The sequence below is a fragment of the Bifidobacterium oedipodis genome (assembly GCF_012932425.1).
Lineage (GTDB): Bacteria > Actinomycetota > Actinomycetes > Actinomycetales > Bifidobacteriaceae > Bifidobacterium > Bifidobacterium oedipodis.
Window position 1 is genome coordinate 359,909 of the sequence record NZ_JAAIII010000003.1, and the last position, 13,695, is coordinate 373,603.

General features: G+C 55.8%; 11 protein-coding genes. 4 read left to right on the forward strand and 7 right to left on the reverse strand.

Translation table 11 applies throughout. The annotated features are described in order from the left end of the window. The first annotated feature begins 252 nt into the window (after positions 1 to 252). The 3 genes from G1C95_RS12785 to G1C95_RS06575 are packed head-to-tail and all read left to right on the forward strand — an operon-like array spanning position 253 to position 1,959. On the forward strand, positions 253 to 795 hold the full coding sequence (locus tag G1C95_RS12785; RefSeq protein ID WP_417852263.1) for a papain-like cysteine protease family protein: 543 nt from the start codon (positions 253 to 255) through the stop codon (positions 793 to 795). Continuing rightward, complete coding sequence (locus tag G1C95_RS06570; protein ID WP_169172153.1) at positions 779 to 1,570, forward strand: hypothetical protein; 792 nt, start codon at positions 779 to 781, stop codon at positions 1,568 to 1,570. Before G1C95_RS12785 ends, G1C95_RS06570 begins: the two co-directional genes overlap by 17 nt. Beyond that, positions 1,567 to 1,959: a hypothetical protein gene (locus G1C95_RS06575; RefSeq protein ID WP_169172154.1), complete on the forward strand. Its 393-nt coding sequence runs from the start codon at positions 1,567 to 1,569 to the stop codon at positions 1,957 to 1,959. Before G1C95_RS06570 ends, G1C95_RS06575 begins: the two co-directional genes overlap by 4 nt. A gap of 21 nt (positions 1,960 to 1,980) precedes the next feature. On the opposite strand, the gene G1C95_RS06580 is transcribed toward G1C95_RS06575, so the two are convergent. From G1C95_RS06580 to G1C95_RS06590, 3 genes are all read right to left on the reverse strand, one after another. Then, positions 1,981 to 2,772 carry a carbohydrate-binding protein gene (locus G1C95_RS06580; RefSeq protein WP_169172155.1) on the reverse strand — a complete coding sequence of 264 codons (792 nt, stop codon included), beginning with the start codon at positions 2,770 to 2,772 and terminating at the stop codon, positions 1,981 to 1,983. 235 nt (positions 2,773 to 3,007) lie between these two features. Further along, complete coding sequence (locus tag G1C95_RS06585) at positions 3,008 to 4,357, reverse strand: ABC transporter substrate-binding protein (RefSeq protein WP_169172156.1); 1,350 nt, start codon at positions 4,355 to 4,357, stop codon at positions 3,008 to 3,010. 497 nt (positions 4,358 to 4,854) lie between these two features. Next, entirely contained in the window at positions 4,855 to 6,216 is a 1,362-nt protein-coding gene (locus G1C95_RS06590; RefSeq protein ID WP_169172157.1) for an ABC transporter substrate-binding protein, read from the reverse strand. 193 nt (positions 6,217 to 6,409) lie between these two features. On the opposite strand from G1C95_RS06590, the gene G1C95_RS06595 reads away from it, so the two are divergent. Then, entirely contained in the window at positions 6,410 to 8,068 is a 1,659-nt protein-coding gene (locus G1C95_RS06595; protein WP_169172158.1) for an alpha-N-arabinofuranosidase, read from the forward strand. Positions 8,069 to 8,199: 131 nt separating this feature from the next. Here G1C95_RS06595 and G1C95_RS06600 read toward each other — a convergent pair whose 3' ends face one another. The 4 genes from G1C95_RS06600 to G1C95_RS06615 all read right to left on the reverse strand — a co-directional run bounded on the left by G1C95_RS06600 (position 8,200) and on the right by G1C95_RS06615 (position 13,530). Continuing rightward, positions 8,200 to 9,228, reverse strand: a complete 1,029-nt coding sequence (locus G1C95_RS06600; protein ID WP_240947465.1) for a LacI family DNA-binding transcriptional regulator — start codon at positions 9,226 to 9,228, stop codon at positions 8,200 to 8,202. Between the two features lie 159 nt (positions 9,229 to 9,387). Further along, positions 9,388 to 11,460, reverse strand: a complete 2,073-nt coding sequence (locus tag G1C95_RS06605) for a beta-galactosidase (RefSeq protein ID WP_169172159.1) — start codon at positions 11,458 to 11,460, stop codon at positions 9,388 to 9,390. 152 nt (positions 11,461 to 11,612) lie between these two features. After that, positions 11,613 to 12,596 (reverse strand): carbohydrate ABC transporter permease, encoded by a 984-nt coding sequence (locus tag G1C95_RS06610; protein ID WP_169172160.1) that lies wholly within the window; start codon positions 12,594 to 12,596, stop codon positions 11,613 to 11,615. A 1-nt stretch (position 12,597) separates the two neighbouring features. Beyond that, positions 12,598 to 13,530 carry a carbohydrate ABC transporter permease gene (locus tag G1C95_RS06615; RefSeq protein ID WP_169172161.1) on the reverse strand — a complete coding sequence of 311 codons (933 nt, stop codon included), beginning with the start codon at positions 13,528 to 13,530 and terminating at the stop codon, positions 12,598 to 12,600. Positions 13,531 to 13,695: the final 165 nt, after the last annotated feature.

Below are 13,695 nucleotides of genomic sequence, written 5' to 3' on the forward strand. Positions count from 1 at the left end.
TTGAATGTGGGTGGCGTGGCTTTCGGGGGCGTTGCCGCAGTAGGCGTGGAGCAGGTTTGAATGTGATTGCCTTGTGACGTGTGTTTTGATGCAAATTCAAACGCAGAAAACCAACATACAACCATTAACGGTTTTATACTTAGAGATGGTGAATCCAACGAGGGCTTTGCCGTCACAGAAAGGGTGATTCCAATGGAACCGCGACGACGACGTATCGCCACAATGTTAACTGGTTTACTCGCAGCGCTTCTTATGTCTTTCTCGTACGTAACGACTGCATCCGCATCTTCTGCATATCTTTCTGTGCCAATTTACGTACAAGAACAGAGTAACTGGTGCTGGGCCGCAACATCGAAAAGTATATCCGTATATCTAGGAGGCAGCAGCTCTTCCCAATGTCAGTATGTGAAGTGGGGGAAGAACTCGTTTTCTTGTGCCAATGTAACTGGAAGCTTATCAACTGACGTGAATCGTGCTTTGTCAGGTGCGGGCATCCGCAACACAGGAACGATGATAGACAGTGCCGCAAGCAGTGCAATCGTCAGCGGGCAAATTAACAATAGCAAACCGCTGATGGTGCGTTGGGGCTGGAACAGCGGAGGTGGGCATATGCTCGTGATAAGGGGATATACCTCTGATCCGGGATATCTTGTCGTCTCTTACATCGATCCGTTGCAATCGTACTACAGCAGTGGGACTTACGACTGGATGAAAAGCGGAAGCGGCCATACATGGACGCACACACGATATGGCTTTAGCCGACAGGGGGGGGGGATAAATGAGCACATTCCATAAAATCTGTAGATCCCTGATCCAGGTGTTCAGTATATTATTCACGGCGATATTATTCATCGTTGCTATAGAATCTGCCTGCCCGAATATCGCTCGAGCGGAGAACCTGCCCGAAAGCACGCGAATCAATGAGTTTGCTCAAAGCGAAGAAGCGAGGACTCAAACGCTGGCGCTTATGGAAGCTGTTCAAAATAACGGAAGCCACAAAGCGTCCACGCAGATTGCGATAGGTTACGTCGATAAAGTGCATTATCTACGCTATGACGATTCAGGTGCTATAACAAATACAATCACAGACCCGCAGGATTATGACTGGGTGGCACCCGTTGAAGTTGCAGGCCGATTAGCGGGAAGGATTACAATCTGGGACAACAAGGGAAATCTGGAGGTGGGGAATTTTTCTCCCGATATAGAAGAAGCGTCCCTGCTCGACGCTGATGACAGTACCACTCTCGTCAGCGATGGATTTTCCCGTGCATACTATTCGATGGAAAACAGCAAAATTTCACCGCTCAACGAAGCTGCACGTGCTATTGTCCCTAAAACTGTACAAGTGAAGCAAGGGGACACTGCGATTCGCAAAAACACTCCAGTGGAGATTGACGAATCAGCTGGCGGCGGATTCATCAGCATCGCATCTTCCGACACGCTAACGACTACAGATTCTTCGACGAATGCTTTCATGCTAATGGTCGTGTTAATTTCCGTGGCGACAGTCCTTGCCCTTATATGCAGAATTCTGCGGCGCGGTTCAAACCGGGGGCACGATAATCAATGAGGAAAAAGCAAATATGGTTCTTATGCCTTTGTCTGGCGGCATCTGCGCTCATGTCAAGTTGTGCCGGATCGTCAGGTCAAAACGATGACGTCGGGGCTTATCTCGAATTTCGCGCCTATGTGGAATCGGGAACCGTCAGAATCGAGTCGCAGGACGAGACGGTTCTCGAAACCCAAGTCAAGGGGGACTGGCTAAAAGTCGCGCCGGACGATTGGCTCGAAACCGACAGGCCCTTCACCCTGACCGTTGAACGTAATTCCAAGGGAACGGAAAACGATGTCTCCTGCAAAATCGTATTCAGCGGCCACACGATTGACGAACAACGAGTCACCGGATCCGAAGCATCGGTCACATGCCAGTATGACACATGGCGGGATGCAATTCACTGACTTACAGGATAACTTAATGGCTTACCTGGCAACGCGACCGTAAGCTTCGATCTGTACCAGGGCCGCCCACGGCGAAGGATCGTCGGCTTTGACCAGGTCGGAAAGCTTAACCCATTCAACGCCGCGCTCGGCAACCGCGAAACGGTGCGGCTGATCGCTTTTCTCCATCGGCAGCTGCATGGTGTGCCCGTTGGAGAAAGTGAGCTTGCCGTTCACCCACCAATTGTCATGCGGGAAATCAGCACGAGTGACCAACGCGACTTCCTCCAGGTCAACCGGACGACCGAATTCTACGGTGATTTCGGCATCGTCGCGACCATCGTTGCCCCACGTGGCGAACGGCCAGACACCGTGTGAAGTGTTGGCGGTCACGCCGTCGATGGCGTTGCGGGCGAAGAACACGGCCTCGCCGCGGGTTTCGGCGTTGGCGTGGGCGTGCGGGAAGCAATCGGTAGCATCATGCTGATCAATGGGATTGGCGGCGAGATTGCGCACTGCTTCCATCTCCCCTGCCGTTGCGGCGCGCAGCGTCAGCAGATGGCGGCCGGATCCGAAGGCGTTGGGGTTATAAGGCAGCGCAGCGTCACCGCAAGGCACCTCGTAGACGAGCTCGGTACCGGTGAGCAGCACCTGTGCCTCTTCAACGGCATCATCAACGCGAATGCGCCATTCCTTGCCCGCTTCGGGCACCGTGAACCGGATGCGATCGCCAGGTGTGTAGAACCCATCCCATACCAGAATCGCACGGTCTTCTGCCTGAGTTGAAGCCTTCACCGCTCCAGCCGGATTCTCCACCGTAATGCGCAACACCATCGTTCAGTCCTTTCGTCAGCGATTCATGTAACCGCCTTCATACAAGCACGCAAACCGCTCACCCCGATAGTTTGTTGCCAGCATCGGTCATTGCCTATCGAGTGCGGCATTGTTGCGATTCAGCGCTTCGACAATCAGACAACAAAAATGGGGAACCCTTTCGGATTCCCCATTCGGCACAAGTCACCACATCAACAAACAGCCAATGCAGCGAACTGTATGGACATTAATCGGATTACTCCACAGTGAAGCCTTGGTCAGTACCGAAGGTCTTCAGCGCATCTTGCCAAGCGGCAACACCATCAGCAAGCTTCTGATCGCCGGTGTAGGACTTACCAATGTAATCGCCGAAGATGGAGCGGGCCTTGACCTCGAAGGGCAGGAACTGGTAGTCAGAGGAGACATTCTTCGCGGATTGAGCCAACACTTCATTGAACTTCTGTCCACCGAAGTAGTCGATATCCTCACCATCACCATTCTTGACGGTAGTCTTGTTCAGCCAATCAGAGTCTTCCATGGACTTGGTATCAGCCGGGAATGCGCCACCATCAACACGGGTCTTGACACCGTCGCCATGGTTCGCATACTCAATGAACTTATAGGCAGCGTCAGCCTTCTTGGAAGAGGAGAGCACGGCCAGCGAAGAACCACCGTTCTCAGAATTGGTAGCAGAGCCATCAGCGGTCGGGGTCAACGCAACCTTCCACTTGCCGGCACCGTCGGCCGCGGAACCGACAAGATTGCCCGGCATCCAAGCACCAGTAATCAGCGACGCAATGGTGCCATCAACCATGCCCTTGAACCAATCCTCAGACCAGCCAGCGGTCTTAGTATCGATCAGGCCTTCGTCCAGCATCTTCTGCCAGAACTCGTTGAACTTGGCCACGTTCTCGTCACCAGTCAGGTTGATGGTGACCTCGGAGCCATCATCGGAAGTCTTGAACGGAGTGGCACCAGCCAGCCAGGTCATCGAATCATAGAAGCCGGCATCACCGGTATCGGAGGTGATGTAATAGTTGTCGCCCAGAGCATGAATCTTCTTGGCGGCCTCATAGTATTCGTCCCAGGTCGTCGGCACTTCGGTCACACCGGCCTTATCGAAAACTTCCTTGTTGTAGAACAAAGCCATGGGGCCGGAATCCATGGGCAGACCGTACACCTTGCCACCCCACTGCACCGAAGCCCAGGTACCCGGCGTATAGAAGCTGTCATAGCCGGAGGTTTTGTCAGTGATATCAAGCAGATTGCCCTTGATGGCATACTGCGGAAGTGCATAGTATTCAACCTGTGCCACATCCGGAGCACCGGAGCCAGCTTCAATAGCGTTATCGAGCTGGGTGTATTCCTTGGTGTTCTGGCCAACATTTTGCAGGTCGACCTTGATACCAGTTTCCTTTTCGAAGTCCGCAGCCACATTCTTCAGCGTGGGCTCCCAAGCCCATACGGTGATTTCAGTGACATCGGACTGCTGATCGCCAGACGCGTTGCCGTTGCTGGCATTGTCCGACCCACAGGCCGCGAGCGGAACCAACATGGCAATGGCACCGCCAAAAGCGATGGCCTTCTTGGCATTATTGAACTTCATCGTTCTGATCTCCTTCCTGCGACCGCCCGATGATTGACGACCGCATCCGTTTGCTCCGCGAGCCACACCTTTGAATCCCGCTTCCTACAGGAATGCTATCGAGCATCAAGATAAACGACTCTCAGCAGTGAAGAATCGGCAGAACCTCAACGTTCTTTAGCGTATGGTTGCGATAACATGATTTATTATACACAGATATGACGCTTTGCCAACTCTGATGAATGTCGCACGGCATGTCGCAGCCATACACAACGAAAAATCACGATGCCACACATGCTTGTCTTTCAGCAAACAATGTCTCTCAATGTCAATACTTCCTCATTGCATAAGCAAAACGGGGCACCCGAAGGCACCCCGCACGTCTGCAGTCCGGCCCCGGAAGGAGATCAGGGGAGGAAGGGGACCGCAAATCTTGAAATCATGAATCAGTGCCGGCCATGGGCAGGAGCGCGAGTATTCACATCACGCACCCATCCTTGCACCCGGCCGATTCGTTGTTACTTCACTGTGTAGCCCTGCTGCTCGGCGAAGTCCTTGAGGTTCTTCTCCCAAGCTGCAATGCCGTCCTTCAGCGTGATGGACTTGTCGGTGTAGGCAGCGCCAGCGTCATCGGCATACACACCGCGGGCGTAGACCTCGAAGGGCAGGAACTTGTAGCCGGTGGACACATTGGCAGCAGCCTCAGCGAGAGCCTCGTTGAACTTCTGTCCGCCGAAGTACTCATGCGCATTGCCATCGGAATCGGTCAGAGCGGTCATGTTCAGGAACTCATCGGAAGACAGGGTGTCGTTGTCGGCCGGGAAGGCACCACCGTCAACGCGGGTCTTGATGCCTTCAGCGTTGTGGCAGGCATATTCGGCGAACTTGTAAGCTGCTTCAGCCTTGGCCTTGTCGTCGGTCTTGACGAGGGCGAGCGAGGAACCACCGTTCTCGGAGTTGGTGGTGGAGCCATCAGCGGTCGGCATCTGGGCGATACGCCACTTGCCTTCACCGTCGGGGGCACCGGAAAGCAGGTTGTAAGGCATCCAAGCACCGGTGAGCAGGGAGGCGATCGAGCCATCGTTGAGGCCCTTGTTCCAATCGTCGGACCAGCCGACGGTCTTGGTGTCGATCAGATCCTCGTCGATAAGCTTCTGCCAGAAGTCCACGAAGGTGGCAACCTTGTCGTCGGAAGCAAGATTGATGCTGACTTCGGTGCCATCCTTGGAGGTTTCGAACGGCTGAGCGCCGGCCAGCCAGGTCATCGAATCGAAGAAGCCAGCGTCGCCAGAATCGGAGGTGATGTAGGAGCCGGTTGCCCTGATCTTCTTAGCCGCCTCATAGAACTGATCCCAAGTCTTGATTTCGTCGGCATTCACGCCAGCCTTGTCGAAGACTTCCTTGTTATAGAACCAAGCCATCGGGCCGGAATCCATCGGCAGGGCATACACGCCACCGTTCAAGTTCACGGAGGACCAAGTGCCCGGAGTGTAGAAGTCAGAGAATTTATCCGCGCCAAATTCGCTCATATCCATAATCTGCTCGCGAATCTGATACTCAGGCAATGCATAGTATTCGATCTGCACCAAGTCAGGGGCACCGCTACCAGCCTCGATAGCATTGGTCAGAGCGGTGTATTCGTCCTTGTTGGTGCCGGCATTGGTCACCGTGACCTTAATATCAGGATTTTCCGCCTCGAATCCCTCGACTGTACGCGGCAGAGTGGAGTCCCAAGACCAAACGAGAATCTCAGTCTTCCCACCATCATTGGAGGAGCCGGCATTATCGTTGCTGGAGGTGTTACCACACGCAGCCATACCAACCAGCATCGCCATAGCACCGGTCAGAGCCACAGCCTTCTTCATCGCAGTGAACTTCATCGTTCTTCCTTCCTTATTACTTTTTCTTAAAACGATATAACACCTATTAAGCATGTCTTGTATCGTTTTAAGATACAATAACACCAAGGAAATGATTGCGCAACCATTCGGCGTGGCGAATAGCCTTTCCGCCGGATTCGCCATGTATAGGCAATCAGTGCCAATCACTTGGAATGAAAGGACACCGCCGACCATGAACACCACTGAGCACAGCAACACAGCTAACGTCACTACCAACACCAGCATCAACGACAACGAGACCATTAATGGCACCGCTACCATTCGAGCAACCCGAGCCAAGGCCGTGGCAGATGTGCCGCCGCGCCTGTTTGGCTCGTTTGTGGAGCATTTGGGCCGATGCGTATATGGCGGCATTTACGAGCCATCGCATCCCACCGCCGACGAAGACGGTTTCCGCGGCGATGTGCTCGATATGGTCAAGGAACTTGGCGTAACCTGCGTGCGTTACCCCGGTGGCAACTTCGTCTCCAACTACAACTGGGAGGACGGCACCGGCCCGCGCGACCAGCGCCCGGTGCGCCGTGACTTAGCTTGGCACACCACCGAAACCAACGAAGTGGGTATTGACGATTTCTACCGTTGGAGCCAAAAGGCCGGCACCGAAATCATGCTGGCGGTCAATATGGGCACCCGAGGCCTGCACGCGGCGTTGGAAGAATTGGAATACGTCAACGGTGCCCCTGGCACTGCACTGGCCGACCGTCGTGTGGCCAATGGTATTCCCGAACCGATGGGTATCCGCATGTGGTGCATCGGCAACGAAATGGACGGCCCTTGGCAGGTGGGTCACATGGACCCCCAAACCTACGCCACCGAAGTCGAACGTGTGGCTCATGCCATGAAACTGGCGGAATCCGGCCTTGAACTTGTGGCCTGTGGCTCATCCAGCGCACATATGCCCACGTTCGGCACTTGGGAGCGCACCGTGCTCACCCGCGCCTGGGAGCATCTTGATTTTGTTTCGGCCCACGCCTATTACTACGATCGCGGCGCAAAAAGCTTCCAAGACTTCCTGTGCTCGGCAGAAGACATGACCGGCTTCATCAACACGGTGGCGGCATGTGCCGACGAAGCCAAAGCCGCCAATCATGGTTCAAAGGATATTGCCATCAGCTTCGATGAGTGGGGCGTGTGGTATTCCGATGTCTGGAACAAGCAGGAGGCTGACTGGAAGGCCGCCGCTGGCGAGGGGCTGCACCCGGAGCCTTGGCCCAAGGCGCCGCACCTGCTGGAAGATATCTATACCGCTGCCGACGCGGTGGTCGAAGGTTCCCTGATGATTACGCTGCTGAAGCACTGCGATCGCGTGCGTTCGGCTTCCCGCGCTCAGCTGGTTAACGTCATTGCCCCGATTATGGCCGAGCCGAACGGTGGCCCGGCTTGGCGGCAGACCGTGTTTTATCCGTTTGCCGAAGCAGCGCACCATGCGCGCGGCACAGCATTCGCACCCATTATCGACTCCCCCACCGTGCACACCGAATCATATGGCGACGTGCCGGCCATCGACGCGGTAGTCACCTGGGACGAACAGACTCGCACTGGCCTGCTGCTTGCCGTCAATCGCGACGAAACCAACGCGCATGATGTGACTATCGACATCAGTGACATCGTGCGCAGCATCGACGGCTCTCCCGCCGCTGCAACAACAGGCGACACCATCACCGTGACCCGCACTCAGCTGCTGCATGATGACGACCCCTACCGCACCAATACGACTAAGGCCCCTCAAACCGTGGTGCCGCAAGAGTTCACAGTGACCGCAGATGCGCAGGGCCACCTGTCATGCACTCTGCCCTTTATTTCTTGGGCGGCGATTGAATTTACTGCCTGAAGCAGGCTACCACAAAACTAAAGGAAACAGTCCAAACAAACGCAACCGTTCAAACTGAACCGAAGCCAATTCAAGCCGATTCAAGCCAAATCCGAACCGAACTGGCTTCGGCTCAGACAACGTCAGTGCGTTCAGCACGGACTGGATTCTCGATACACCAGCTCAATGGGTGCCTCAATCATTGAGGCACCCGCACGTGTACCTGATTCGATTTGTTGAATCACTGATTCCACAGCCAAGCGTGCAATCTCCCGTTTGCTCGGATCTACCGTGGTTAGCGATGGAATCATGAATTCGGATTCTTCCACATTATCAAATCCGACTACGCGCACTTTTGCCGGCACATCCACACCACATGCGCGCAATTGGCGCAATACACCCCACGCCAAGCAGTCATTCAAAGCGAAAACCGCATCAAACTCCAACTGATCCGCCAACATGCGTCTCACGGCATCGGCACCATCCCGACTGCCCCATCCGTCGGTTTCCACAATTAATTGTGGATCATAGGCAACGCCCGCCTGTGCTAAAGCGTCACGGTACCCTTGCGTTCGAATCACACCGGATGATTGCTCACTGCGTGTGCCGCGGACGCCACCGACCACGGCAATTCTGCGACATCCAGCATCCAGTAAATGCTGGGTCATCATCGCCGCGCCACGAGCATTGGCAATCACCACATGAGGAGCAGACACATCAAACAAACGTTCACCAAGCACCACCAGAGGAATGTCATTATCCAGCAGATGTACATCGGCCTGCCGCATCATCAGCGGGCTGAGAATCAAGCCATCAGTGGTATGGCTGCCCATGGAATTTACGCTGTCAAGCTCGCGCTCACGATTATTAGTCGTGGATTCCACAATCACGCCGTATCCGCGCAACCGCGCTTCTGCCAGCACATCCTCTGCAAGTTCGGAGAAATACACCTGCTTTAGATCGGGAATCGACAGCTTAATCAGATGAGTACGCCCCGAACGCAGGTTACGGGCTGAGGAATTGACCTGATAGCCGAGGCGTTCAATGGCCGAGGCGATACGCTCGCGCATATCATCAGTCATGTATGGCCGATTATTGAGGTAATTCGACACCGAGGCCACGGATACACCGGCAGCGTGAGCCACATCTGCCATAGTGATTCGCGACGAACGCCGTGCCATAACACCTCCTTGAAATGCTGATAACCATACCAATGCCACGACTATTCTATGCGCACACGCATAATAATGTGCTCTGTCAATAAAACGCGAGAAGGGCCCTAACCGGGACCCTTCTCACTAGTGTTACCGACCTATTTTTGCAGGTTCAGCAGCTCACTGTCACAGCTTGACAACAAGCGCGCCGTTCGGGTTGATGGTTGCGGTGTTGCCGCCCTCATCAACTTGGGCTAGGGATGCGACCAGCGCAGTACCGCCATCCACATCAACCTTGACGTCCTTATGCGTACGGTTGAAGTAGAAGGCGAAACGGTTCTCACCGGTTTCGTCCGCACGCTCGACGCGCAGCACGTCGCCGTTGCCCTTGGGAGCTTCGATCTGCATTTCTTCAAGCAGTTCAGGCATGGTCTTAGCCAAGCCTTCGCGGCCCAGACGAGCACCGACATACACGGCCTTACCGTCACCGTATTCGTTCACAGTGATGGCGGGTGCGCCGTCGAAACCGGTCCACTTGTCGGCCTTGAAGGTCTCCAGCACGCGAGCAGTGTCGGCCACGGAACCGATTACGTCAGCGAAGTCGTGCGCCACGGTACCGTTGCTCAGATCAAGATGATCCATAGCACCCGGGAAGTCGTTGCCCATCGGGGCGAATTCCTCGATGCGCACACCCAGCACGTCGCGAATGGAGCCGGGGTATCCACCCAGCCACACATGGTCGCGCTCGTCGGTCAGGCCGGTGTAATAGGTAACGAACAGCTTGCCGCCGTTGGCGACATAGTTGCGCACGCGCTCGGAGTTCTCCTTGGACAGGATGTACATGCTCGGCAGCACAGCGGCCTCGTAGGTGTCCCACGGCCCACGCACCGGCATCATGTCGGCGGTGATGCCGTTATCGGCAAGGGCACGGAACCATGCGAGCGGCTCGTAAGTGTGGCGCACCTGCTGGGTGGGGGTTGCGGTGTGCTCGGTGGCCCACTGCGACTCGTAATCGAACACGATGGCGACCTTGGACTTGACCAGTTTGGTGTCGAGCAGTCCTTCGTCGGCCAGCTTATTCAGGTCAGCGCCGAGTTCGCAGACATCGCGGAATACCTGCGAATCGGGGCCCGCGTGGGGCACCATCGAGGAGTGCCACTTCTCAGCACCGGCAGCGGACTGACGCCACTGGAAGTAGCAGATGGCGTCGGCACCGAGCGAAAGGTGCGCCAGGGAGTCACGAACCAGTTCGCCGGGCTCGCAACGGTAGTTGATCGGGCGCCAGTTGACGGCGGAGGTGGAGTGCTCCATCAGGCACCACGGGTTCTTGCGGGCGATGCCGCTCATCAGGGAGCCGGCGTACGCCAGCTCGTCGAGGTGCTCTTCGCCAGGCGTGAAGTACGGATCGTCGGAGACGAAGTCGGCGTCATAACCCCACTTGTCGTAGTCCAACAGCGTGCCGCCGCCGGAGACCATGAAGTTGGTGGTCTGCGGACGCGGAGCGATCTCGAGCACCGCGTCACGCTCTGCCTTGTACAGGTCGAGCAGTGCATCGGAGCTGAAGCGCTTCCAGTCGAGCAGCTTGCCGGGGTTCATGAAGTTGCCGTCGCCGATGTAGCGTGGCGGGATGATCTCCGAGAAATCATTGAGATGCTGCGCCCAGAACGCGGTGTTCCACGCGTCGTTGACAGCATCGATGGTGCCGTAGCGCTCTTCGCACCACTTGCGGAAGGCGCGCTCGGCGTCTTCCGAGTAGTCGAAGCGGTTGTGGCAGCCATATTCGTTGTTGATATGCCAAGCCACCACATAGGGGTTGTCCTTGTAGTGTTCGGCCATCTTGCGGCACAGGTTCAGTGCGTACTCGCGGTACACCGGGCTGGTCGGACGATAATGCTGGCGGGCACCGGGCTGGCACACTTCGCCACGGTCGTTAACCCACAGCACTTCCGGGTGAGCCTGGGTGAGCCACATCGGCGGGGAGGCGGTGCCGGTGGCCAGATCCACGGCGATACCGTTGGATCCCAGCTTGTTGATGACGCGGTCAAGCCAGTCGAAGTCGAAAACGCCTTCGCGCGGCTCAAGCTTCGCCCAGCTGAAGATGGCCACAGAAACGAAGTTCACGCCGGCCTGCTTCATCAGCTCAACGTCTTCGTCCCACACCTCTTCGGGCCACTGGTCCGGGTTGTAGTCACCGCCATACCACACGCGCGGCTTGTTGCCCGCGAGCGGCTGCGGCCATTGGAATGGTTTGCGTTCCATAATGTTCTTTCCTTGTTTCCTTTATCAAATGCGTATGTTGCGTTTGTTGTTGCTACCGAGCGATAACAGCCTGACACGGCGGCACTTGCACAATATGCAGCAAAGCAAACACCTGCATGACGCTTCCTTTCCTCATAGACTGCGAATTTCAATCATTCCTTGACTGCGCCGGCGGCAAGGCCGGACTGCCAATACTTCTGCAGCAGCAGGAACGCTATTACCAGCGGGATAATCGTGATCAGCGAACCCGTGATCACAAGGTTCTGGATCGCAGTGCCGCCGGCGGTGGAGGCCTGATCCTTCCACTGGTTCAGACCGATGGTCAGCGGGTACCAGTTCTGGTCCTTGAGCATGATCAACGGCAGGAAGTAGTTATTCCACGTCGCCACAATCGTGAACAACGCAGTCGTCACGATACCGGGCGCGAGCAGCGGCAGACTGATCTGCCAGAACGTGCGGAATTCGCTGGCACCGTCCACGCGCGCGGCCTCCAGCAGTTCCTGGGGCACGGCCTGCTCACTGAAGATCCACATCAGGTACAGGCCGAACGGGCTGATCAGGCTCGGGATGATCATAGCCGCGGGTGTGTTCGTGAGCCCCAGCTTGGCGAACAGCAAGAACTGCGGCACAGCCAGAGCGATACCAGGCACAGAGATCGCGCCGATGATCACCGCGAACACGGCCTTGCGGCCCGGGAAGCGGAACTTGGCCAGCGCGTAGCCGCCCATGATGGCCAGCAGGGTCGCGCCGCCGGCGCCCACCACCACGTACATCAGTGTGTTCACCAGCCAGCGGCCGAAGATACCATCGTTGTAAGTGAATACCGTGACGATATTGTCCCACAGAGCGAAGGTTTTGCCGAAGCCCAGGCCAAATGTCGATGTGAAGTCAGACTGTGTCTTAGTGGCGTTGATCAGCAGATATACAAATGGAAACAGGCAGTAGATGGCGAACAACGCGGTCACAACCGTCAGCAGCCAGCTGCGGCGCGGATTGTTCACGTTTGCGAAACCGCTCTTCTCGCTGCGCTTGCGCTCCGCGGCCTCATCGCGCGCGACTCTCTTCTGACGTTCCTTTTCGGCCTTCCTAGCGGCCTTTTCCTGTTCCTTCAGGCTCATAGCAGTAGTAGCGCTCATCTTACTTCATCTGCTCCTTCATGCTCTTGAGCTGCACAATATAAGCGATCGTCATCGTGATGACAGCCATCACGATTGCCAACGCCGCCGCATAATTGCTCTGATTGCCGGTGAAGCTCAGGTTGTACGCGTACATGTTCGGCGTGTAATACGTCGTGATCGCGTTACCTGGCACCATGTTCTGCATGATGCTTGGTTCGTTAAACAGCTGGAACGAACCGATGATCGAGAAGATCGTCGTGATGGCCAGCGAACCCTTGAGTTCGGGCAGCTTAATCGACTTGATGATCTGCCATTCCGAGGCACCATCGATGGACGCGGCCTCATACAGGGAGTGCGGGATGGTGGACAGCGAACTGTAGAAGATCAGCATGTTGTATCCGGTAAACTCCCATGTCACGATGTTGCCAATGGAGGCCAGCAGCACGCTCGGAGCCAGCACGTCGATGTTGGTGCCCAGCAGATCGTTCAAGGAACCCACCAGACCATACTTCGCGCCATACATGAAACCCCAGATCAGGGTGGAGACCACGGCCGGCACCGCGTACGGCAGGAACGTGGAGATACGGAAGAACTTGGTGCCGTGCAGCTTCATCGAATCCAAAGCCAAAGCCAGCAAAGCCGACAGGCACAGCATGATAGGCACCTGCACCACCGTGAACAGGGCCACACGACCCACCGACTGCCAGAAATTCGCGTCCTGGAACAGACGCGCGTAATTCTCCAGCCCAACGAACCGGGTGCCGCCGATCATCTGCTTCTTGAAGAAGCTGATGTAGATTGCGTACACGATCGGGATGATGAACACGAACACGAACACCACCGCAAACGGCCACATGAATTTCCAACCACGCCAATCAGCCCTATGCCGATTGACACGCGCCTCGCTTGTGTGCTTCGGCACTGGTGCCGCGCTCACTTCAGCTGCTGCCATTGCAATCCCTCTCCTTCGAAGGTTGATTGTCTGCCAGATGAATATGCGGGCGACCTTCCTCTTCGCCGAATCACATCCACCAAAAAATGTTTGCGTTATCATCATAACATTGTTTTCTTTATTGTCCACCCGCGTGTTTTTCGCGCCTTTTCTGTTAGACCGTTA